The sequence below is a fragment of the Paenibacillus konkukensis genome, from assembly GCF_023523925.1.
Taxonomy (GTDB): Bacteria; Bacillota; Bacilli; order Paenibacillales; family NBRC-103111; genus Paenibacillus_S; species Paenibacillus_S doosanensis.
Map to the genome: position 1 here is coordinate 2,688,718 of NZ_CP027059.1, position 22,954 is coordinate 2,711,671.

At 56.3% G+C, this 22,954-nt stretch carries 20 protein-coding genes; 9 read left to right on the plus strand and 11 right to left on the minus strand.

Annotated features, from left to right (window positions below; all coding sequences use genetic code 11):
- Window positions 1-64 precede the first annotated feature (64 nt).
- Window positions 65-1,642: a Ppx/GppA family phosphatase gene (locus tag SK3146_RS11425; protein ID WP_249865195.1), complete on the plus strand. Its 1,578-nt coding sequence runs from the start codon at window positions 65-67 to the stop codon at window positions 1,640-1,642.
- Here SK3146_RS11425 and SK3146_RS11430 read toward each other — a convergent pair.
- The 8 genes from SK3146_RS11430 to SK3146_RS11465 all read right to left on the minus strand — a co-directional run bounded on the left by SK3146_RS11430 (window position 1,602) and on the right by SK3146_RS11465 (window position 13,196).
- Window positions 1,602-3,704, minus strand: coding sequence for an RNA degradosome polyphosphate kinase (locus SK3146_RS11430; protein ID WP_249865196.1), 2,103 nt, complete (start codon window positions 3,702-3,704; stop codon window positions 1,602-1,604). The two genes, SK3146_RS11425 and SK3146_RS11430, sit on opposite strands and share 41 nt — an antisense overlap.
- Window positions 3,705-3,872: 168 nt before the next feature.
- On the minus strand, window positions 3,873-4,295 hold the full coding sequence (locus tag SK3146_RS11435) for an acyl-CoA thioesterase (protein ID WP_249865197.1): 423 nt from the start codon (window positions 4,293-4,295) through the stop codon (window positions 3,873-3,875).
- Between the two features lie 212 nt (window positions 4,296-4,507).
- Window positions 4,508-6,265, minus strand: a complete 1,758-nt coding sequence (gene pyk / locus SK3146_RS11440; RefSeq protein ID WP_249865198.1) for a pyruvate kinase — start codon at window positions 6,263-6,265, stop codon at window positions 4,508-4,510.
- Window positions 6,258-7,238, minus strand: a complete 981-nt coding sequence (accA, locus tag SK3146_RS11445; protein WP_249865199.1) for an acetyl-CoA carboxylase carboxyl transferase subunit alpha — start codon at window positions 7,236-7,238, stop codon at window positions 6,258-6,260. The genes pyk and accA overlap by 8 nt, the downstream gene beginning before the upstream one ends.
- A complete protein-coding gene (gene accD / locus SK3146_RS11450; RefSeq protein ID WP_249865200.1) occupies window positions 7,228-8,151 on the minus strand; it encodes an acetyl-CoA carboxylase, carboxyltransferase subunit beta in 924 nt (307 codons plus the stop codon). The genes accA and accD overlap by 11 nt, the downstream gene beginning before the upstream one ends.
- A gap of 48 nt (window positions 8,152-8,199) precedes the next feature.
- Entirely contained in the window at window positions 8,200-8,391 is a 192-nt protein-coding gene (locus SK3146_RS11455) for a hypothetical protein (RefSeq protein WP_028548091.1), read from the minus strand.
- A gap of 191 nt (window positions 8,392-8,582) precedes the next feature.
- Window positions 8,583-9,155 carry a phosphatidylglycerophosphatase A family protein gene (locus SK3146_RS11460; RefSeq protein WP_249865201.1) on the minus strand — a complete coding sequence of 191 codons (573 nt, stop codon included), beginning with the start codon at window positions 9,153-9,155 and terminating at the stop codon, window positions 8,583-8,585.
- A 225-nt stretch (window positions 9,156-9,380) separates the two neighbouring features.
- Complete coding sequence (locus SK3146_RS11465) at window positions 9,381-13,196, minus strand: DNA polymerase III subunit alpha (RefSeq protein ID WP_249865202.1); 3,816 nt, start codon at window positions 13,194-13,196, stop codon at window positions 9,381-9,383.
- A 167-nt stretch (window positions 13,197-13,363) separates the two neighbouring features.
- Here SK3146_RS11465 and SK3146_RS11470 point away from each other — a divergent pair, with 167 nt between their 5' ends.
- The 3 genes from SK3146_RS11470 to SK3146_RS11480 all read left to right on the plus strand — a co-directional run bounded on the left by SK3146_RS11470 (window position 13,364) and on the right by SK3146_RS11480 (window position 14,569).
- A complete protein-coding gene (locus SK3146_RS11470) occupies window positions 13,364-13,696 on the plus strand; it encodes a YtrH family sporulation protein (RefSeq protein ID WP_249865203.1) in 333 nt (110 codons plus the stop codon).
- The gene (locus tag SK3146_RS11475) at window positions 13,693-14,193 is read left to right on the plus strand and encodes a sporulation membrane protein YtrI (protein WP_249865204.1); all 501 of its coding nucleotides are present in this window, start codon (window positions 13,693-13,695) and stop codon (window positions 14,191-14,193) included. The genes SK3146_RS11470 and SK3146_RS11475 overlap by 4 nt, the downstream gene beginning before the upstream one ends.
- Window positions 14,194-14,281: 88 nt before the next feature.
- Window positions 14,282-14,569: a YtpI family protein gene (locus SK3146_RS11480; protein WP_249865205.1), complete on the plus strand. Its 288-nt coding sequence runs from the start codon at window positions 14,282-14,284 to the stop codon at window positions 14,567-14,569.
- Window positions 14,570-14,622: 53 nt separating this feature from the next.
- Here the strand turns inward: SK3146_RS11480 and SK3146_RS11485 are convergent, their stop codons facing one another.
- Window positions 14,623-15,960: a DRTGG domain-containing protein gene (locus SK3146_RS11485; protein ID WP_249865206.1), complete on the minus strand. Its 1,338-nt coding sequence runs from the start codon at window positions 15,958-15,960 to the stop codon at window positions 14,623-14,625.
- Window positions 15,961-16,070: 110 nt separating this feature from the next.
- On the opposite strand from SK3146_RS11485, the gene SK3146_RS11490 reads away from it, so the two are divergent.
- On the plus strand, window positions 16,071-16,451 hold the full coding sequence (locus SK3146_RS11490) for a hypothetical protein (RefSeq protein WP_249865207.1): 381 nt from the start codon (window positions 16,071-16,073) through the stop codon (window positions 16,449-16,451).
- A 354-nt stretch (window positions 16,452-16,805) separates the two neighbouring features.
- On the opposite strand, the gene SK3146_RS11495 is transcribed toward SK3146_RS11490, so the two are convergent.
- Window positions 16,806-17,084 (minus strand): hypothetical protein, encoded by a 279-nt coding sequence (locus SK3146_RS11495; RefSeq protein ID WP_249865208.1) that lies wholly within the window; start codon window positions 17,082-17,084, stop codon window positions 16,806-16,808.
- A gap of 181 nt (window positions 17,085-17,265) precedes the next feature.
- On the opposite strand from SK3146_RS11495, the gene SK3146_RS11500 reads away from it, so the two are divergent.
- Window positions 17,266-18,540, plus strand: a complete 1,275-nt coding sequence (locus SK3146_RS11500; protein WP_249865209.1) for a S8 family peptidase — start codon at window positions 17,266-17,268, stop codon at window positions 18,538-18,540.
- Window positions 18,541-18,693: 153 nt separating this feature from the next.
- On the opposite strand, the gene SK3146_RS11505 is transcribed toward SK3146_RS11500, so the two are convergent.
- A complete protein-coding gene (locus SK3146_RS11505; protein ID WP_249865210.1) occupies window positions 18,694-19,782 on the minus strand; it encodes an acyltransferase in 1,089 nt (362 codons plus the stop codon).
- A gap of 249 nt (window positions 19,783-20,031) precedes the next feature.
- Between SK3146_RS11505 and SK3146_RS11510 the strand changes: the two genes are divergently transcribed.
- Genes SK3146_RS11510 through SK3146_RS11520 form a run of 3 tightly spaced genes read left to right on the plus strand, consistent with a single transcriptional unit; the run spans window position 20,032 to window position 22,812 of the window.
- On the plus strand, window positions 20,032-20,814 hold the full coding sequence (locus SK3146_RS11510) for a DeoR/GlpR family DNA-binding transcription regulator (RefSeq protein WP_249865211.1): 783 nt from the start codon (window positions 20,032-20,034) through the stop codon (window positions 20,812-20,814).
- Window positions 20,807-21,625, plus strand: a complete 819-nt coding sequence (locus SK3146_RS11515) for an HAD family hydrolase (protein ID WP_249865212.1) — start codon at window positions 20,807-20,809, stop codon at window positions 21,623-21,625. Before SK3146_RS11510 ends, SK3146_RS11515 begins: the two co-directional genes overlap by 8 nt.
- Window positions 21,622-22,812: an MFS transporter gene (locus tag SK3146_RS11520; protein ID WP_249865213.1), complete on the plus strand. Its 1,191-nt coding sequence runs from the start codon at window positions 21,622-21,624 to the stop codon at window positions 22,810-22,812. Before SK3146_RS11515 ends, SK3146_RS11520 begins: the two co-directional genes overlap by 4 nt.
- Window positions 22,813-22,954 lie beyond the last annotated feature (142 nt).

Consider the following 22,954-nt stretch of genomic DNA (forward strand, 5'->3'; position numbering starts at 1 on the left):
ACCGAATGTTAATTTATTCCGAAACATTTTGCGGCCGGCGCAAACAATGATAAAATAGTGATATTTGAAACCGCTGAACCATGAATGGGGGGATACGATGGAAATCAACCGCAGAATCGGCATCATAGATATCGGTTCCAACTCAATCCGGCTTGTCGTGTACGAAATCAATTCCCTTCATGCTTACAGAGTGATCGGTGAATTTAAGCAATCGGCCAGACTAAGCCAAAAAATCGGAGCGGATAATACGCTTCCGGGCGATGAAATCGACCGTATCGTTCGTATGCTGCGCCATTTCCGCGAGATTTGCGACGCCAACGGCGTTTCCGAAATTCGCGCCGCGGCTACCGCCGCGATCCGCAATGCGGCCAACAGCCGGCAAATTATGACGGCGCTGCGGGAGCAAAGCGGCATCGACGTGCGCCTGTTGTCCGGGAAAGACGAAGCGCGCATCGGCTTTCTCGGGATGATTCACTCCCTGGACGTCGAAGACGGCTGGCTCGTCGATATCGGCGGAGGCAGCACCGAGATCTCGTTATTTCTCGGCCGGCGGCTGGTGAGCAGCGTCTCCTTTCCGTTCGGCGCCGTCAATACGACCCGCAACTACGCGCCGGACGGCCATTTCTCCGAGGACACGCTCGCCAAAATCCGGCTGATGGTGCGGCAAGCGGCCATCGGCGAACCGTGGATTCGCGAGCATCCGGGGCTGCCGCTGATCGGACTCGGCGGCACGATCCGCAATTTGGGCAAAATCAATCAGAAGAAGCTCAAATATTCGCTCCCGCAAACGCATAATTACCCGATGTCCGCCCAGGAGATGGAAGAGCTTATGCACTGGCTGCCTTCGCTGCCCGCGGAGAAGCGCAAGAAGGTCGACGGCCTCTCCAAGGACCGCCACGATATTATCGTCCCGGGTCTGACGATTCTGCATACGCTGTTTCAGCTGACCGGCTCCAGCCATTATATCGTCAGCGGCGCAGGGCTCAGAGACGGCTTGTTCCACGAAGCGTACTTGGCGGACCGGCCGGCCGCCGGCAGCATGGCCGAGCTCAGCGCCCGCAACATGCTCGGGCTTCATCCGTGCGCGCCCGCAGCCCATTTGGAGCTGGTGGCCGCCAATGCCGCCAAGCTGTTCGACGCTCTGCAAGAGATTCACGGCTATGATTCGCGTATCCGCGGATGTCTGCATACCGCCGCGCTGCTGTACCGGATCGGCGTATCGGTCAATTACTATCAATTCGCCAAGCATTCCTTTTACATAATCGCCCATTCCCGCCTTGACGGTCTCAGCCATCGCGAGCTGCTGCTCTGCGCGGCCGCCGCTTCCTACAAGACGAAGAATCGGGTGCAGCCGCTTTACCTCCAGTACAAGGACATCTTGCTGGAAACCGACGTCGAATTGATCGTCCGCCTGGGCACGCTGCTGCAGCTCGCCGCGGCGCTGGACTGCTCCGAAACACAGGAGCTTGCGATGATCGAAGCGAGGGTTAACGAGAATACGGAGCTGCAATTGCTCGTCCATTCGAAAAAAGACCCCTCTGCGGAATACAGAGAGATCTCTTCTTTAGCCAAAGATTTCAAAAAGGTATGGGGTCTGAAGCTTACGCTTCAGGATGAGGCTTCTTCTTTTTCCACGATTTGATCCGCATCGCCTCGAACTGGCTTCGAAGCGGCACTTCTTCGTTAATGACGCGCACGTACATCCCGTTCGATTGAAGCTGACGGGCTTTGACGTTATCGCTTAAGCTCAGCTCCAAAATCCGGATCAGCGACTCCTGAATCTGCTTGTCGAACACCGGACAGATCAGCTCGATACGGCGGGTCAAGTTGCGCGTCATCCAGTCGGCGCTGGAGATATAAACCTCCCTCTCGCCTTCGTTCTCGAAATACAGAATGCGCGAATGCTCGAGAAAGCGGTCCACAATGCTCAGAATGCGGATATTTTCGCTTAAACCCGGGACCCCCGGCCGCAGGCAGCAGACGCCCCGCACGATCAGATCGATCTTCACGCCGGCTCTCGATGCGGCATACAGCTCGTCGATAATTTCCTGATTGGATAAGGAATTGAACTTGGCTACGATTCTCGCCGGCTTTCCGAGAGAGGCATGCATCGCTTCGCGGCGAATTTTCTCGAACAGCTTATCCTTCATATCGGTCGGAGCGACGCCGAACGCCTTCCAGTTATGGGGCGCGGAATAACCGGTCACCTCATTGAACAATGCGGACGCATCCTCGCCGATAATCGTATGGGACGTGAACAAGCCGACATCCGTATACAGCTTCGCGGTGTTGTCGTTATAATTGCCGGTGCCGACATGGACGTAACGGCGCAATCCGTCCTGCTCCTGCCGCACGACCAGCGTAATCTTGGCGTGCGTCTTCAGGCCGACAAGGCCGTAGACGACATGGCAGCCCGCCTGCTCCAGCTTGCGCGCCCATGCGATATTGCGCTCTTCATCGAATCTCGCCTTCAACTCGACGACGACCGTCACCTGCTTGCCCGATTCCGCCGCGCTCGCCAGCGCTTCGATTAACGGAGAATTGCCGCTGACGCGGTACAGCGTCACCTTGATCGCCAGCACCTTCGGATCGTCCGCCGCCTGGCAGATGAAATCCGTGATCGCATCAAACGATTCGTACGGATGATAGACAAGCACGTCCTGCTGCCGAAGCACCTCGAAGATGTCGTCCGTATCGTCCAGTTCGGCCGGATACACCGGCTCGATCGGCTTGTAGCGAAGATGGTCGTATCCTTTGAGCGAGCCCGACAGCTTCATGAAATACGTCAAATCGATCGGACCGTCAATCTCAATCGTATTGTCGCTAATTTCAAATTCGTACTGCAGCTGCTCAAGCGCATAGGGATGAATGCCCTTCTGTACCTCCAGTCGTACCGGAGAACCCCAGCGGCGGCGGCGCAGCTCCTTCTCGATCTCCTCCAGCAAATCCTCCGCGCCTTCTTCATTGAGCGTCAAATCGGCATTGCGCGTCAAGCGGAAGGCATGGACCGCGACCGGCGTATAGCCGGAGAACAGCGTATGCATATGCTGCTCCATCAGCTCCTCCAGCAGGACGAACTCATGCTTCTTGCTGTTGGAACGAACGGGCACCTCGATAAACCGCGATAAGTTCGAAGGCACCTGTACAATGGCGAAATACGGCTCATCCTCCGGGTCCTCGTCCTCCTTCATCAACACCACAGCAAGGTACAGCGCCTGGGTATGTACGAGCGGGAACGGCCGGCTCTGGTCAACCGCCATCGGCGTCAGCACGGGAAAAATAATTTCATGATAATATTCATCCATCGCTTTGCGCTGGGTCAGATTCAGATCTTCGTAATCGGTAAAAATAATGCCTTCCTTACTCAGCTGCCGGGTAAGCTCGCGATACGTTTTATACTGCTCGGATACCATTTTGGACGCTCGCTTCATCACGCGCTTGAACAGCCCCGCCGGCGTATAGCCGGTGAAATCCTTTTTCACGTACCCGGCCTTGATCTGATCCTTCACGCCGGCCACTCTGACGCTCATGAACTCGTCCAGATTGGACGATACGATGGCCAGAAATTTCATCCGCTCCAAGAGCGGAGTCTCCGGGTCTTGCGCTTCTTCCAGCACGCGCCAGTTAAATTCGATCCAGCTTAAATCGCGGTTCAAATAATCATTCGATGATGCTTCTCTTTCTCTCGGCGTCATCTCTTTCATATCGTCACGTAACCTCCATCAGATGTGCCCCGTTTTCGAAAATGAAACTTGAAGCGGCCATCGCGCCTATTCGTTTTCATTCTGCTTTCTTCATGGTAGTTCGACATTGTCATCGGAGATTAGGTTCTTTGTAAATTTTATGTAAAGAAGGCGGGAGTATTCCGTCTTTTACGCTTCAGGCAGCTTTTGCAGCAGCTTGTACAGCTCCGGGGCCGCCTTGTCGATCCGCGTCGGCTTCCAGTCCCGGTTCAGCCATATATGACGCGTGCCGCCGGTAACCAGCAGCTCTTCCCCGCGCCGAATCTCCGAGGCGAACCGCATCCGCAGATGCGTATACTCCTCCACCCGCGTGCGGATCGTGACGATATCGTCGTACTTCGCCGGCTGGCGGAATTTGAGCTCCGCATCGATGACAGGCAGCAGCAGCCCGCACTCTTCAATCGTTTGATAAGGCATGCCCAGCGAGCGGATCAGCTCGGTGCGTCCGATTTCGAACCAGTTCAAATAATTCGCATGATAGACGACGCCCATTTGATCCGTTTCCTGATAACGCACTCTGATCGTAAACTCAAACCATGGTGATGGAGACATCAGAACATCCTCCTGCAAGCTATTATAGCCTATTTGTAATGAGAAAACCGCCGCCTGTCGCAAAGGAACGCACGCTGCTGCGACTTAGGCTTAGAATCCAAACGCCGAGAAAAAAAGAGTGAAACCGATGTAAGAACGTCGACTTCACTCTGGGAAAAACTTGTTTTGGTTAAAATCGGACTAGCGGCAAGCATGCAGCTCGCTTCGCGGAATTACAAAACGCGGGCGCGTCCGGAGTAAATAACGCCGACTTCCGGATAGATCGACACTTCCTCGCCGTCCTTGATCAACCCCAAAGCGCCATCCACGCCGACGATGACCGGTTTGCTCAAGCTAATGCCGACTACCGCCGCATGGGAAGTAATGCCGCCCGTTTCCGTAATGATCGCAGCCGCCTTCTCGATGGCGGGCATATAATCCTTGTCCGTCGTCAGCGTAACCAGAATGCAGCCTTCTACCGCTTTAGCTTTAGCCTCTTCTGCGGAGCGGGCGGCTACGACCTTGCCCGTGGCGATTTGAGTGCCGATGCCTTGGCCTTTGGCGATCATTTCGCCGATTTGATGCACTTTGATGAGGTTCGTAGTTCCGGAGCGGCCTACTGGCACGCCTGCCGTGATGACTACGGTATCGCCCAGGCTGACCACACCCGCCTTAACGCTGCTGTCAACGGCAAGCTCGAACAGCTCGTCCGTCGTTTGGCAATGCTCGCCTTTGATCGGTATAACGCCCCAGACAAGCGACAAGCGGCGAAGCACTTGCTCGTTAGGAGTTACGGCGATGATCGGAGCTTTCGGACGGTATTTGGATACCATGCGAGCCGTATAGCCGCTCTCGGTAGCCGTCAGGATCGCTTTGGCGTCCAAATCGAGCGCGGAGTTCGCTACCGCTTGGCTGATCGATTCGGTTACCGTTTTTTGCTGCGCGTTGCTTTGACGGATGAAAATTTCGCGGTGCTCCAGAGCCGCTTCGGCGCGCTCGGAAATTTTGGCCATCGTCAGAACGGATTCGATCGGATATTTTCCTGCAGCCGTCTCGCCGGACAGCATCACGGCGTCCGTACCGTCGAAGATCGCATTGGCCACGTCGCTTGCTTCGGCGCGCGTCGGACGCGGGTTGCGCTGCATCGAATCGAGCATCATCGTAGCGGTAATAACCGGTTTGCCGGCTTGATTACATTTCTTGATCATCGCTTTTTGCACGATAGGCACATCTTCGGCCGGAATTTCTACGCCGAGGTCGCCGCGGGCAACCATCAAGCCGTCGGACACTTCAAGAATTTCGTCGAGGTTCTCGACGCCTTCCTGATTTTCGATTTTGGAGATGATCTGGATATGCGTCGCATTGTGACGCTCCAGAATTTCACGGATTTCGATGACGTCGCTCGCTTTGCGCACGAAGGAAGCAGCGATGAAATCGACTCCCTGCTCGATACCGAAAATAATATCGTTCGCATCCTTCTCCGTAATCCCCGGCAGGTTGATTTTGACGCCGGGCACGTTCACGCCTTTTTTACCGCCGAGCAAACCGCCGTTAACGATACGGCATTTAATTTCGTTGCTGGTCAAATCGACGACTTCCAGACCGATCAAGCCGTCATCGATCAGGATTGTGGAGCCGACTTTGACGTCCTTCGGCAAATCTTTATACGTTACGGATACGCGCTCGGCGTCGCCAAGCACTTCTTCCGTCGTCAATGTAATGAAGTTATCCTGCACGAGCTCAACTTTTTGATCGTCTTTCAAACGGCCGGTACGGATTTCCGGACCTTTGGTGTCGAGCAGAATCGCCACGTTTTTGCCGAGCTCGGCACAAGCCTGACGCACGTTGCGGATCCGGTTGCCGTGCTCCTCGAAATCGCCGTGGGAGAAATTCAATCTGCACACGTTCATTCCCGCATCAATAAGCTTCTTGAACATGTCCAGCGATTCGCTCACCGGTCCGATCGTACATACAATTTTCGTTTTACGCATGGTTGTGGTTACCCTCCTGAATGTAAGTGAATCTGCCAATTTGTCTGAATTTTTGGTAGCGGTCTTCAACTAATTCCTTCTCTGATAAAAGCATCAATTCCTGCAAATGCTTCGTTAAAGTTTCTTTAATGACCTCGGCCTGGCGGTTCATATCGCGATGCGCGCCGCCCCGCGGCTCGGGAATGACGCCGTCGATAACGCCGAGCGCGTGAATATGGTCCGCGGTAATTTTCATAGCCGCCGCCGCTTCGCCCGAACGGGAAGCGTCTTTATACAAGATCGACGAGGCCGCTTCCGGGCTGCTGACCGAGTAGATCGCGTTCTCCAGCATGAAAACGCGGTTGCCGACGCCAAGAGCAAGAGCGCCTCCGCTGCCGCCTTCCCCGATAACTACACAAAGAATCGGCACACCGAAGGAAGCCATCTCCATCAAGTTTCTGGCGATTGCTTCCCCTTGTCCCCTCTCTTCGGCCGCGCCGCCCGGATAAGCGCCGGGCGTATCGATAAACGTAATGATCGGCCGCTTGAACTTGTTGGCCTGCTGCATCAAACGCAGCCCTTTACGGAAGCCCTCCGGATGGGGCATGCCGAAATGGCGCGCGATGTTATCCTTCGTATCCTTGCCTTTTTGGTGGCCGACGACGGTGACGGGAATCCCGTCAAGCCGCGCCAAGCCGCCTACAATTGCCAGATCGTCGCCGTAATGGCGGTCTCCGTGCAGCTCCATGAAGTCCGTAAAAATCAGCTGGACGTAATCGAGCGTCGTCGGACGCTGCGGATGACGGGCCAGCTGCATCTTCTCGGCTGTCGACATATTGCCGTACAGCTCGGCCGCCAGCTGCTCGTACCGCTGCTCCAGACGGGCGATTTCGTCCGTGAAATCGATTTGCTTCTCCGCGCCGAACTTGCGCAGCTCCTCGATCTTGTCCTTCAGCTCAAGCAGCGGCTGCTCAAAGGGCAATTCACTTGCCATTGGCCACTTCCCCCTTCACTACATGCAGATCCAGCAATCGGGTCAGCGTGTTTTTCATATCTTTGCGCACTACCACCATGTCCACCTGTCCATGCTTCAAGTTAAATTCCGCGGTCTGGAAATTGTCCGGCAGCTTCTGGCGAATCGTCTGCTCGATAACGCGGCGCCCGGTAAATCCGAATGCGGCTCCAGGCTCGGCCAAAATGTAATCGCCCAGCATCGCGTAGCTCGCCGATACGCCCCCGAACGTCGGGTCCGTAATGACCGAGATGAACAAGCCGCCCTGCTCGTTAAACTTGGCGATCGCTGCGCTCGACTTGGCCATTTGCATCAGAGAGAGAATGCTCTCCTGCATACGGGCCCCGCCCGAAGTAGAAAATATGATAAGCGGATCGTTTTTCTGCATGGCATGCTCGATAGCGTTCGTAATTTTCTCGCCTACGACCGAACCGAGCGTACCGCCCATGAAATCGAAGCTCATAACAGCTACGACAACAGGGAAACCTCCGATCGTTCCTTCGCCGGTAATAACGGCGTCGTTCATCCCCGTAGCGTCGACCGCTTTGCGGTACTTGCCTACGTAATCCGGGAATTCCAGCGGATCTTCGGAAATAAGTTCGGCGTCATATTCAAAAAATCGGCCTTCATCCATGACCATCTGAATGCGTTCGACGGCGCTGAGCTTGAAGTGATATCCGCATGAAGTGCACACTTTCAAGTTTTTTTCCAATTCTTTGGTGAATTGGATCGTAGCGCATTTGGGACATTTGTTCATCAAGCCTTCGGGAATTTCCCGCTTCGGCTTGTCTTCCGGCAATATTTCTCCGCTTTCTCCCGCACGGTTAACAGGCCTGTCCGTACTGGGCACCGTAGCGTACTTTCTTTTCTTTTGAAATAAATCTATAAATGACACGACTACACCTCGCTCGCGGTTGATGTTCAAATGCGGTCCGCACGGATCTTACGATCTATGCAAAATAGAATTCAACACATCTTGAACCTCTTCCAGTTCACCTTCCGGGACTAAAATTTCAAATTGATTCTTCGTCATGTTAATGGCCCGTACCTGGACTAGAAAGCCCTCTTCCGTCAGTTTCTGCTTGATTCTGTCTGCAATCTTTGCTGTAGGAGCTATATAAATAACGGTCCACATGAAAAAAGACCTCCCGAACATAATGCACTAATGATATCATATCTACACTTTTTCCCGCAAGAAAGGGTTATCGCGGCTCCCCCCGCTTCCTGAAAAAAAGGGCTCATATGAGGGGCCGGGAAATAATCCCAGCCTTTATCATTCGTTCGGGAGGCGTTACAAGCTTCGTCCGCAAACCGTAAATCATCCGTTTATTGTCCGTCCGTACCCCGGGAATCGTCCGCGCCGGAAGACGCGGAATCGTCCGATGTCTCGCCGGCGGCCGGAGGCTGCGCGGAAGCGGACGTTTTATCCAACTGATCCTGATGGCGGTGCGCGATCCGCGCCGAAGCCGCCGCAGCGAGGCCGGCAACCAGATCGTCGAGAAACACGTGGATGCCTGTCGCATGGTCGTTCAGCTCGCGAATGATGCCCATCTTCTCCTTATCCAAATAACCGAAGCTCGTAAGGCCTATCATTCCGTAGACATGAACGATGCCCAGAGCCAAGGTCTCATCGACGCCGTAAAGCGATTCGTCCCGCTCCATAATCGACTGCAGCGGCTCGGGGAGCAGCTTCTGCTCCGCCAGCTCATCAAGCGCAATACCGGTATATAACGTATATTGAACCTCGCGTTTTTTAAGAATGGACAGCACGCTGTCGATGCAGTCTTCCTTCTTGAGCGAAGCGTTATAAGGAAGCTGCAGCTTCCAGACGATGTCGGCGATCCGTTCGATCGTAACGCCCCTGCTTTGCAATCTCTCCACAATATGCTGATGCGACATAAAACAACGCCTCCTCCATAACAACTGGTAACCATGAGGATTCGCCCGTTCCCTTAGGCCTGCGGTTGGACAAGCTGTAAGGACAGCGACATCTTCTCGTACCCCGACTCCAGGGGCCAACCGCTTCGGCTAGCGGTATTCGGCGCCGGCTTGCCGGCCGGTTTGCGCTGCCTGCAGCCGCCGAAGACAACCCGGGTTACTAAATGTATGCGGAGGAGACGTCAATTATTTCACTTTTACCGTGTCTTTGCCAAGCAGTTCTTCCATCTCCTGAAACAGCTTCGGAGACGGTTTCACGTTGAATTGCTCGCTCAGGCCGAGCGTCTTCTGGCTTTTCTCGTAGTACAGAATGACGGGCAGCGCCCCTTCGTGCTCCAGCAGCATCCGCTTCAATCGGGCCAGCACCTGAGGCTGCTCGTGATCGGCGGATATTTTGACGTATACCCGCTGGGAGCGCGCAGGCCGTGCAGCTTGGCTCTGCCCGCCCGCAGCGGCCTGTTCGCGGCGCTGCTGCGGAGCCGTGTCCGCCCGGGCAGCTGCGGGCGGCGGCCCCGCCGTTCTTCCGCCCGCGCCTTGGGCGGAAGACTGCGGCTGCGCGCTTGCGGCGCGGGTGACCGCTGGCTGCGAGCCAGCCGTGCGCGATGCCTGCGAGCCGGCCGTGCGCGCTCCTGCGGCAGGCGCGCCCGGCTGCTGCCCGCGGCCGGTGGCGCCGCCTGCGGGCGCGCGGCGAGCCGCCTTGCTGCGCAGCTCGGGATCGCTCAGCGCGAACACCTGGTCCGCCAGCAGCTTGACGTCCTCGTCTCCCTGCTGCAGCTTCGCCTTGACAAGCAGCGGCTTGCCCTTCTGCACGAGCGGCGCGCAGTGCTTCCACGCTTCCGGAAACAGCACGACCTCGACCTTCGCTACCCGGTCTTCCAGCTCCATGAAGGCCATCGGCTGGCCTTTCTTGGTGACGATCGTCTTGCTCGACAGCACCATTCCGGCCACGATCACCTCGCTGTGATCCGGCATCTCCGGAAGATAATGCAGCGGGTCGATCTCGATGTCGCGCAGCACCGTCTCGTAATCGTCGAGCGGGCTGCCGGAGATGTACAGGCCGAGCAGCTCGCGCTCCAGCTCCAGCTGCTGGGTCATGGTGAACGGGCGAATGTCGGGATATTCGACCTCCCAGTTCACTTCCTCGACGAAGCCGAACAAGTGAAGCTGCAGATCGTCGCGCTCCTTGCGCCACTTGACGGCGGCTTCGATCGTTTCCTCCAGCATCGCCAGCTGCTGCGCGCGGTGCCCCGGCAGCGAGCCCGTCGCTCCGCCCTGGATGAGCGACTCCAGCACCCGCTTGTTGCACACCCTGAGATCGACTCTCCTGCACAAGTCGATCAGGCTCGTGTAAGCGCCCGCTTCCTTGGCGCGCTCGCTCATGATCGATTCGATCGCGTGCGTGCCGACGTTCTTCACCGCGGCAAGGCCGAAGCGGATCGCTCCCGACGCCGGCCTTGCCGCGCCCTCGACCGCCGCTTCCGAGCCTTCCGGCCCGGCGGAATCCTGCCCGGCGTCCCCCGGTCCTTGACCGCCTGCACCGCCGGGCATGACCGGCGTGAACACGACGCCGCTCTCGTTCACATCGGGCGGCAGCACAGGGATGCCCATGCGGCGGCATTCGTCGACGTACTCCGCCACCTTGTTATGGCTGCCCATGACGGCGGTCAGCATCGACGCCATAAACTGCACCGGATAATGCGCCTTCAAATACGCCGTCTGGAAGGCCAGCACGCCGTACGCCGTCGCATGGGCGCGCGGGAAGCCGTAATCGGCGAAGCGGACGATCATATCGTACACCTTGTTCGCCTCGGCTTCCGTGAAGCCCTGCGACAAGCTGCCCTTGACGAAATGGGCCCGCTCCTCGTCCAGCACCTCGCGCTTCTTCTTGCTGACCGCGCGCCGCAGCAAATCCGCTTCGCCGAGCCGGAAGCCGGCCATGACGGACGCGATCTGCATAATTTGCTCCTGATAGACGATAATGCCGTACGTATCCTTCAAGATCGGCTCCAGCACCGGATGCGGATATTCCACCTCGTGCAGCCCGTGCTTGCCTTGAATAAAGCGGGGAATAAACTCCATCGGCCCCGGACGGTACAAGGCCACGACCGAGATGATATCCTCGAACTGCGTCGGCCGCAGCTCCTTCAGCACTCTTCTGCAGCCGGGAGACTCAAGCTGGAATACCCCCGTCGTATCGCCGCGGCAGAGCAGCTCGTACGTCGCCGGATCATCCATCGGCAGCTGCTGAAAGTCGATATCGTCTCCGGTCTGCTCCTTGACCCACTGCAGCGTCCGCTCGATGATCGATAAGGTGCGCAGGCCGAGGAAGTCCATCTTCAGCAGTCCGATCGACTCCAGATGCTCCATCGAATACTGCGTGAGCGCGGTCTGCTCGTTGCCCTCCTGCAGCGGCACGTACTGCGTCAGCGGCTCGCGGGAGATCACTACGCCCGCGGCATGGGTCGAGGCGTGGCGCGGCATGCCTTCGACCTTCATCGCCAGCCGCAGCAGCTCCGCGGTCTTCGGCTGCTTCGCCGCCAGCGCCTTCAGCTCCGGGTTCGCCTCGATCGCTTCGGCTAGCGTCATCCCGAGCTGATGAGGGATCATCTTGGCCGCGCGGTCCACTTCGTTGTACGGCATGTTCAGCACCCGTCCGACGTCGCGCACCGCCGCCTTGGCCGCCATCGTCCCGAAGGTGATGATCTGGGCGACGCGGTCGCGGCCGTATTTGCCTACCACATAATCGATGACCTCGTCGCGCCTCACGTCGCTGAAATCGATATCGATATCCGGCATCGAAATCCGTTCCGGATTGAGAAACCTCTCGAACAGCAGACGGTAGCGGATCGGATCGACGTTCGTAATGCGCAGCACGTAGGCTACGAGACTGCCGGCCGAAGACCCCCGCCCGGGCCCTGTGACGATGCCCTTCTCATGGGCGAACCGGATGAAATCCCAGACGATCAGGAAATAGTCGGAGTAGCCCATCCGCTCGATGACGGACAGCTCGTAGACAAGACGCTCCTCGACCTTCTCCCTGTGCGCGGGGTCCTGCCACTCGGCTAGATGCCCGTAGCGGATCTCCAGCCCTTGGCGGCACAATTCGGCAAGATATTCTCCCGCCGTCCGTTCTTCGGGAATCGGCTCGAACTGCGGCAGAATCGAGCGGCCGAATTCGAGCTCCAGATTGCACCGTTCCGCCACGATCCGCGTATTTTCGATTGCCTGCGGCACATGCGCGAACAGACGCTTCATCTCGTCGGCGCTTTTTAAGTAAAGCTGCGTAGACGGGAATTTCAGCCTCTCCGGATCGTCGACCGTCTTGCCCGTTCCGATGCACAGCAAAATATCCTGCACCTGGGCGTCCGGCTCGCGGACGTAGTGCACGTCGTTGGTGACGATAAGCGGAACGCCCGTATCCTCGCTCAGACGGAGCATGCTCTGCATCACTTTCTTTTGCTCCATCAGCCCGTGATCCTGCAATTCCAGGAAGAAGTCCTCCCCGAAAATATCCCGGTACCGGGCGGCCGCCTGCTTCGCTTCGTCGTATCTGCCGTGCAGCAGATGCTGCGACACCTCGCTGCCAAGGCAGGAGCTCGTACAGATCAGCCCTTCGGAATGGCGGGCGAGAAGCTGCGGATCGATTCTCGGCTTGTAATGGTATCCTTGCAAATGCCCGATCGAACACAGCTGCATCAGGTTGCGGTAGCCGGTCTCGTTCTTCGCCAGCAAAATCAAATGATAGATCGGCTGCTCCTGCCGCGTTCCCTTATCGCGGATAGAGCCTGCCGTGTAATACACCTCGCAGCCGATGATCGGCTTGATGCCGTGCTTCTTGCACGCTTTATAGAAAGGAATGGCGCCGTACATCACGCCATGATCCGTTAAGGCCAGTGCCTGCATGCCGAGGCCGGCCGCTTGTCCGACCAGATCGTCGATGCGCGCCGCGCCATCCAGCAGGCTGTATTCGCTGTGTACATGCAGATGGACGAAGTCACTCATCTGTGCCGCCTCCCTTGCGTTACGGCCCTATGGAAAGGCCGGGTAATCCAAATTGATGAAACCTAGTCAATTTTCTCTTTATTTTATCATAATACGAACACTTGTACCATATAGTAGACAAGTAAGGCTTGCTTATTAGCGGGTACGGAAAAAAGGAGGAATCGGTAGTGGTCAGCTTTATGACGAAATGCGTGATGGATTTCTTCATAGCGTTCGGGGTCGTGTTGGGGGGGACGATGCTCGGCGGGATTGCCGCCGTGCTCACGATGGAGCCGCCGACGACGCGGATGCTGCTTATCTCCGAGCAGATCAAAATATGGGCGCTGGTAGCCGCCGTAGGAGGCACGATCGACCCGCTCCGGTTTATCGAGAGCAACCTGGCCGAAGGCTTCATTTCGCCGGCGATTAAGCAAATCCTGCTGATCGTCTTCGCGTTCATCGGAGCCCAATCCGGCACCGCGCTGATTCAATGGATATGCAGGGAGGGCGGCGTCCATTGAGAGTCCCTCCCTTCGAATATTATACCGGACTGCTCAAAGCGACCGGACTGCTCATAGCGGGGATAATTATCGGCAGCGCGCTGTTTATGAGCATCTACCACCAGCATTTGAACGATGCGCTGGTCGACAACCGCGAGCTGAGAGCCAAGATCGAGAAGCTTGAGCAGGACAACGACAGCTTCAAAAAAACGCGCAACCAGCAAAGCGTCATCAACTCGATCGACATCGTCGTCGAGCCGGGCGACCTGAATCCGCTGGACAAGGTGACCGAGCAGGAGATCGAACGGAGAGTCCGCAGCGATTTAAGCGTCATCAAAGGGCAAAAAATCGCCACCTTCGCCGAAACTCCGCATGTCTACCAGCGGCTGCTGTCGCAAAAAACGTATCACGGCATCCTTGACAAAGATTACACGGTCAGCTTGAAAACGATGCTGCTGATCCAAAACGAGCTGAGAGTCTGGGTCACCGCCAAAGAATTCAAGCGCAGCACTATGTAATCCCCCGGATTTCATTGCTTTTCTCCTTGAAAATCGGTAATCTTAGGTAAGATTGTACGATTTTCAAATTAAGGATGTGCCTAGTGCAATGGAAACGACTCAGTTGATTTTGCCCGTTCTCATCGTCATCACGCTCGCAGTCTCGGTGTTCTACAGCTTCCGCTCCCGCAGAAGCCATGACCCGAAGCTGCGCGGACTGTACGCCTCGCGCATGAACATCGCCATGGGGCTGATGCTCATCGTCATAGCGATCTCGCAGCTGTTCTTCTTCACCGATTCGAACACACGCCGCATATTCGGAATCGTCTGCTTCCTGCTCGGCATGTTCAACCTGTTCGCCGGCCTGAGAAACCACAGCATTTACAGCAAGCAATAAACCGCCCGCTTGCATCTCCATGATGACGAAGCCGTCAGGCGAATTAACCTTCGCTAAGCCTGGTCGATGAACTGAGTCGTCAGCATCGCCTTGGCGACGAGCGTGTGGGCGTGAAAAATTTCGACTTCGATTTTGCCGAATTTGCGGCTGACTTCGATAATCTTCGGCACGATCTGGATCTCGCTGTCGATTTGTACCGGCTTAACGAAGTAAGAGGACATGTTGTCCATCACCAGATCGCCCTTCTTGACATCTTGAACGACATGATAAGCCGCCTGAATGACGAGGATCGTCAGCACCCCTTCGGACACGGTTCCGAGCTGATTGATCATCTGCGGACTGATCAGACCGCGGAACATGATCTGTCCCTCCTTGCTCCTCTCTTCGCTGAAGCCCGACCAGATCAAATCCTCGAACGTCTCTCCGTTCTGCGGCTGCCGCTGAATATGCTGCATCGCCTTCAATACGTCCTTGCGGCTGATGACGGCCATCACCTTGCGGTTCGCATCGACGATCGGCAGCAGCTCGATGCCCTCCCACACCATCATATGCGCCGCAGAGGCGACCGAAGTGCTCGGCGTAGCGGTGAGCGGATTGCGCGTCATCAGCTTGTCGATCGTCTGATCCGGCTCCGCTCCGATCAAATCTTTGGAAGTAATCATCCCGATGACCCGGTTCCATTCGTCCACTACCGGAAACCGGCCGTGTCCCGTTTCTTCGCGCAGCCGCTGCCAGTCCTTGAGCGTATGGTGGCTTTTTAGCACGTTTACCTGCATGGGCGCGCTGACGATATCCTCGATTAACAATATTTTTTTCTTAATGAGACGGTCGTAGATGGCCCGATTAATCATCGAGGCGACGGTAAACGTATCGTAGCTGCTGGATATAATAGGAAGCTCCAGCTGGTCGGCCAGCTTCATAACTTCCTCGCTCGTCGAGAAGCCGCCGGTAATAAGTACGCCCGCTCCTTGCTCCAGAGCGCAAGTATGCGCTTTGCTCCGATTGCCGACAATCAGCAGGCTTCCCGCGTCGATATAACGCAGCATCGCATCCTGCTGCATCGCTCCGATAACGAATTTGTTCAGCGTCTTATGCAGCCCTCCGCGCCCTCCCAGTACTTCGCCGTCCACGATATTGACGACCTCGGCAAACGTCAGCTTATCGATATTGTCGCGCAGCTTCTTCTCTACTCTCACCGTGCCGACGCGCTCTTTGGTGCTGACCAGCCCCAAATTGTCCGCTTCCTTGATCGCCCGGTATGCGGTGCCTTCGCTGACCTCCAGCTTTTCGGCTATTTTGCGTACGGAAATTTTCGTACCGATCTTCAAGCCTTCAATATATTTCAAAATCTGCTCATGCTTCGTCGCCGTTTCCTGCATCGTATGCTCCATCGCTGTTACACCCCGATCTTCTATTTCTGTATTAATCTGTATTATTCCCATTATAAACGCCTATGCCCGCAAAAAAAAGCCCAATTCCGCAAGAACCCGGAACTGGGCGAATGCATAGAATACCGTATATCGATTTGGAGGTGCCCGCCCCGATGTATAATCAGCCTGAGGCCGTTCAATTGCGGCCCGTGTATCAAATGCAACCGTCGGTCGCTCAAACGCTGCACAGCACGAAGGAACAAGTTAGAGGACTTTGCCGCCAATACCTGCATCATCCTGTAAGGGTGCAAACCGTTCACGGACATACTTACGACGGCGTTATTACGCATATCGACGCCTATCACGTGTACTTGCAAATGATGCCTGGAAACGTTCGCGTGGTGCAGGCCGACGCCCGCGGCTTTCTCAATCCGTTCTTCGGCGCCGGAGCTTACAACAATTTCATTTTGCCGCTGGTGCTGTACGAACTGCTCGTCATTTCCCTGCTGTAAGAAACGCGCGGCGCAGGAACGAGCGCCCCGATTATTGTCCCGCGGAAAGTGCCCGGCAAGAACAAATCCCCCAAAAGCCATCCATGCCGCCGACGCGGCACCACAGACAATGGAAATGGGGTACCAAGAGTAATTTCCAGGGTAGTGACGTGATGCTCTGAAGCTTATTCCGTCCGCATCCAGCCTAAGCTGGATCGGCGTCTAACCCTTCCTCCGGGATCGTTCTATGGGTAGACTTTCCTTTCGGGGAGACCCCGGATTTCCACAGGATATTGCTTCGCATCATTTCCTGAACAACAAAAAAGAAGAGCCGCTCCCTCATCACGGGGAATCGGCTCTCTCTCGTTGGACAAGTTATTTTTTGAACTGGAGCACTTTTCTTTTGCCCTGCACCATTTGCTCCAGCTGCCATTTCTTCATGCGTTTCACTTTGGCCGTCTCCTGCTTGCTCTCCTCGTCCACTCCGATCAGCTCGTGCAAATGCGCGGCGATAATCATCAGCGCGAATACGATCCACAAGACGCTGAACGCCGTCTGCAGCGTGGCTTCCGAGCTCATCGCCAGCCGAGGGACGGCATAGAACAGCATGCCCAGCGCCAAGCCCAAATAAATGATATTTTTGGTTCCTTTCAAACGTCAGCCCTCCTTAGCTTGCAACTTGTACGATACATTGTATGAGCCTCCCGCCCAAAATAGCACTTCAGCCGGACGCAATGCGCCGCGCCTGTCAAATTGGGCGAAGCCGCGCTTGTACGGCGATGGAGGGACGGGCTCCCTTTGCATATTTTGGAGGGATAAGGAGAGTGGTTGCGATTTGAAAAAGAACCGTCGTATGACGCATTCCCTGCACCGCGCAGCGCAGAAGTACGCCAAGGCGAAACGATTCGTTCCCGTGATCGTCGAGTTTTCCGGAGCCTCTCACAAAAAGCACGCCGGCCGGCTCATGAAGAAGCTGGGCGGCCGATGCCGCCATAAGGGCCATCTGTGGCTAATCCGGGGCTGGGCCGCCCGGGTAGCCCCATCCTGTCTGAAGACGATTTGCGCCCATAAGCAAGTCGCCAAAGTATATCTGGACCGGAAAAACCGGACCAAACTGAACATTGCTACACCGGCCGTCGGAAGCGCCGCGGTTCAAAAAAGCGGGGCCACCGGCAAAGGCGTCGGCATAGCGATTATCGATACCGGCGTCGCGCCGCGGCCGGATTTGACCAAGCCGGCGAATCGGATCGCCGCCTTTAAGGACTTCGTCAACGGCAGAACGAAGCCGTATGACGATAATGGCCACGGCACCCACGTATCCGGCGATGCGGCCGGAAACGGCTATTCCAGCAAAGGAAAATACAAAGGGACGGCGCCGGAAGCGCGCATTATCGGCGTCAAAGTGCTCGACCGCCAAGGCGTCGGCCTCGATTCGACCATTATCCGCGGCATCCAGTGGTGCGTCGCCAACCGGAAGCGCTACGGCATTCGGGTGCTCAATCTGTCTCTGGGGAAACCGGCGGAGGAAGCCTGTGCCGACGATCCGCTCTGCCGGGCCGTCGAGAAGGCGGTACAAGCGGGGCTCGTCGTCACGGCAGCCGCAGGCAATGACGGACCGCTCCCCGCTTCCGTCACCTCGCCGGGAACGAGCCCTTCGGCGATTACGGTAGGCGCCGTCGACGACCGGCGCACCGTGCGGCAAAGCGACGACCGGATCGCCGATTTCTCGGGGCGCGGGCCGGCGGCGGGCGGATTGAGTAAGCCCGACCTCGTAGCTCCGGGCGTGAATATCGTCTCCTTACGCGTCCCCGGCTCGGAGCTGGCCGAACTGTACCCGGCAAACCGCGTCGGATCGAATTATATCCGCCTATCCGGCACCAGCTTCTCGGCGCCGATTACGGCGGGCGCGATCGCCCAGCTGCTCCAGAAGCGTCCCGGACTTCGCCCTGCCTCGATCAAACGGCTGCTTCAGCGGCACGGCTTCAATCTGAAGCTGCCGACCAACACGCAAGGCTCGGGCGAGCTGAACGTCCGCTTCCTGGCCGGGAGAACGGGCGGCGTCGCCGTACAGACGCGAAGCGCCCGCAGGCGCCGCAGCAGCAGCCGTTAGCTGCTCCCGGAAATGTCGAACAAGCCCCGAATCCGTCTCGCGGCGGCTCGGGGCTTGTTCGTTTGGCGGGCAAGGCGGCTGGCCTTCCCGCAATTATTGCGGCCGGAGGGCCGTACAGGGCTCCATCCGGCAACGACATAACACTCGGCAGCCTTAAGCCGCGCTCTTGACCTGCTTCCTGGAAGAGGGCGGGCGCAGCCTGCGCATGGCCTGTCCGTACAAATAGGCGGCCAGCCACGGAACGCCGAGGCTGAGGACGAACGCCGTCAGCGTATACAGATGGTAATCGAGCATACGGCCGCTGCCGTTGTCGACATGCGTGCGCCAGTACGTCAGCACGGCCGGATGCATCAAATAAATGCCGAACGAGACCGCCCCGAGCGACAGCAGCATTTTGGACAGCGCAGGCAAGTACTTAAGCAGCAGCCGGCCGATCCAGATAAAGCTCATCGACGCAAACATCGGATACACGTTGAACACGAGCATATACGCCAAGCCTCCGAACTGTACGCCCTTCAGCTCCGCAAGCAGAAACATTCCCGCGTAGCTGCAGCCAAGCAGCACGCTCAAGGGCAGCACCCAGACGATATGCTTATTGATCCATCCGATAAAAGCTTCGTAGCGCATGCCCAAATAACCGCCCAGCGCAAACAGGCTGAAATACGTAACGCATAATGAGGCGCTGTGAGGCAGCGGCTCGATCCAATGTGAATAGAGATAGCCTCCTGCCTGAACAAGAATGCCGATGAGAAACAGACTGCGGCCGAACCACGCAAAAGCGCGGCTTAGCCAGACCATCAGAGGAAACAGCAAATAAAACTGCACGATGATGACCATAAAATATAAATGATAGGACGCATCGGCCCACGGCAGCAAATCGCCGAACTCCGCCCAGTCGAAATGCAAATTCGCGGGCGCGTAAATCCATTGGTTGTATACATAATAAAAAGCCGACCATATCAAATAAGGAAACAGTACCTGCTTAACCCGCTTCAAATAAAAGGTAACCGCCTGTTTGCCGCTCCAATCGTCGAAGTACCGGTAGAACAACACCAAGCCGCTTATAAAAATAAAGACGGGCACGGCAAAGTTGCTCAGCTTGTTGACGGCCAAATACAGCGCTTGCGAGCCGCTGCCGACAGGGATTTCGACGGTTGCCTCCGAGCTGTTGTGAATGATTAATACGGCCAAAATGGCAATTGCCCTGACAATATCCAGCTCCAATAATTTTGCTTTTTTCACAGCCAATCAAATCCAATCCTTCCATTCCGTCGCGATTCTTCATACGGACGAACGCGGCGGCAATAAGTGAAACGTACCTCATGCATTGTACCATAAATGATTCGCTATGAATTAAGCGAAACTCCAAAAACTTATTTTCACGTAAAATAACTTATAATCACTTAAATGTTATTGCCAATTTCACTTATATCCACTTATAATATTCATAAAAATGCTACATATTTTTTTCCGCAAGGAGGGTGTGCCCGTTTGTATCAGGAGGAAAGACTGATCGGCATTTTACAGCATTTAGAACAGTATCAGCGCATTAACCTCGACACGATATGCGAGCTGTTCGACGTCTCCAGAGATACCGCGCGCAGAGATATTATCAAGCTGGAAGAACAGGGAAGCATTCTGCGCACGCGCGGCGGCGCCATTCTGCCGACGTTAACGAATCAGGTCGCCAATTACAGCGACCGGCTGCGCGACGAAGCGACGATCCCGTCCAAACAGGCGATCGGCAGGCTGGCCGCCTCCCTTCTTCACGACGGCGATTACTTGCTGCTCGACGCTTCCACGACAGTCCAATACGCCGCGGAAAGCATCCGCACCCAGGGCCATGTCATCGTAACGAACTCCATCGACATCGCCGATATTCTAAACCGCAAGGAAGGCATCGACGTCCATCTGCTGGGCGGCAAGCTCCACCCGGAGCACAGGCTCATCTACGGCGCGCGGGCGTTGGATATGCTGAAGGATTATCATGTCCACAAGCTGCTGCTCGGCACCTGCGCCATTACGCCGGACGGCCTCACCAATCCGTACGAGGAGGAAGGCTATCTCGTCAGGGAAATGATGCGCCGGGCGGATCAGGTGATTCTGCTTGCGGACCGCACCAAATTCGGCAGGCGGCAGTTCAACCGGATATCGGGACTGGAACGAATCGATATTTTGATTACGGACCAGGAGCCCGATGAACAAATGAAGCAAGCTTTATATCAGCACGAAATCGATATTATGATCGCCAAAGGAGATGCTCCTCATGATTAAACTTATCGTAAGCGACCTGGACGGCACCCTGCTGCAAAAAGGCCATCATATTCACGATAGAGACCGTCAGGCCATCAACGAGGCGCTGGGCCGCGGCCTGGACGTCTGCTTTGCCTCCGGCCGCATGTACCCGGAAATCCGTCACGTCATGAACGAGCTCGGGCTGCAAGTGCATGCGGTCTCGCAAAACGGCGCCTATGTCCATACTTCGGAGGGCGAGAGGATCGTCGCCAATACGTTCGATACGGGGCTGATCCGCGAGCTCGCGATTGCGGCCGAAGGCTGGCCGCTCGTTACCGTCATGTGCGCTCCGGAGCATTATGTCTTGACCGAGCTTAACGAAAGCAATGCTCACATTCAAGCCAATTTGTTAGCCCCGCTGCATGTCATGCCTCATGCCGTTGAAGCGCTGGGCGGCGAGCTCTTGTGCGGCAAAATCACTTATCTCGGCGACATCGCCCGGCTGCGCGTGCTGCAGAAGCAGCTGCTTGACGTTTACGGAGAACGGATCGACGCTTACATCGCCGATGTCGATTGTCTGGACGTCATGCCGCGGCATGTTTCCAAAGGAACAGGGCTGCAGGCGCTGCTGAGCTATCTGAATCTGTCGCCCGAGGAGATGCTCTGCATCGGCGACTCCTTCAACGACGTCGCGATGTTCGCCGAAACTCCGCACAGCTTCGCCATCGCGGCAAGCCATCCCGACCTGAAGGCACGGGCCTCCCATGAAGCGCAAGGCGTAGCCGATGCGATCGCATGGGCGCTGCAGGCAAACGCCGAGCGGCTGTCCCGGAAGGACGGCGGAGCATGAACAAGCTGATTTGGATCGGCTGCTGCTTTTATTTGCTGATCGGCTTCACCTCCGTCGTCGCAGCGGCTCTGCTGCCGGAGTTGATGGCTCATTACGGCCGCGACTACGCCGACGGCGGCAATTTGATCTTCGCGCAATTTTCCGGATTTCTGCTCGGGGTCGTTACGCAGCCTTGGTGGTCCAAGCGCTTCGGGCGCATCCGCATGCTTTCTTTCACATTATATTTTATCGCGATCGGTTATTTGGCGATCGGTCTGCTTCCCCCTTGGCCGGTCGTACTGCTAACCTTGCCGCTCGTCGGCTTCGGCTCGGGGATGATCGAATCGACGGTAGGAGCTCTCATCATCGATGCGATCGAGGATAAAAAAGCGGTCGCCATGAGCCGGCTGGAAGTGTTTTTCGGAGCCGGAGCCCTGCTGATGCCCGTCTTGATCAGCCTTCTGATCGCCGTAGGCCGCTGGGAGCTTACCTTCTTCTTGACTTGTCTGTTCGCCGTCCTGCTGTCGCTGATTTGGCGGCGCTACAGCTCGGTCAACCGGCAGCTGCTTACAGCGGGCGGCGCTTCGCACGAGAGCGGATCGTCAACTGCCGCGACCGCTCCTTATAGAGGGAGTGGACTTACGATGCTGGTTTGCTGTATTGTCGTATTTTTCATCTACGTAGGTCTGGAAATGAGCATTGTCAACTTCCTGCCTTCGATTCTGCTTGAAACAATGAAAGTCGACACTGCCGTAGCTTCATTAAGCGTCAGCTTTTTTTGGGCGACGATGGTATTGGGGAGACTCGTCTGCGGCGTGCTGGCGGAGAAATACGGCTATACCCGCTATTTGCTCCTATGCTCGATCGCGACGGTGCTGACGCTGATCGGCTTCGCCGTATCGGACCGGCTTGCCGGAGCGTTCGTCATGATATTGCTGATCGGCTTGTTCATGTCCGGTTTATTCTCCATAACGCTCATATTCAGCAACTCCTTATTCCCCGGTCAGACGGAGCGGACGACAAGCAAATTGATCGCATCCAGCGGAATCGGGGGGGCCGCCTTTTCGTGGCTGACCGGACGATTTATGGAGCAGGCTCCGATCTCCTTCACCTTATGGTTTCTCGTCGCGCTGGGAACGCTGCTCGTTCTGATGCTGTTTGTCATCTCCCGGATGAAGCCGCGGCATTCCGTGCAGTATACATCTTAATTTAAGCACAACGCAGACTTCATTCAACGCTATGGGCCGTTCTTTCGGTTCATAGCGTTGTTTGGCTATCGGCAAAACCAGGCAGGCTCGGACGGCGCTTTACATTCGCCGCGCCGTCTGGTACTATAAGGGAACATTAGGT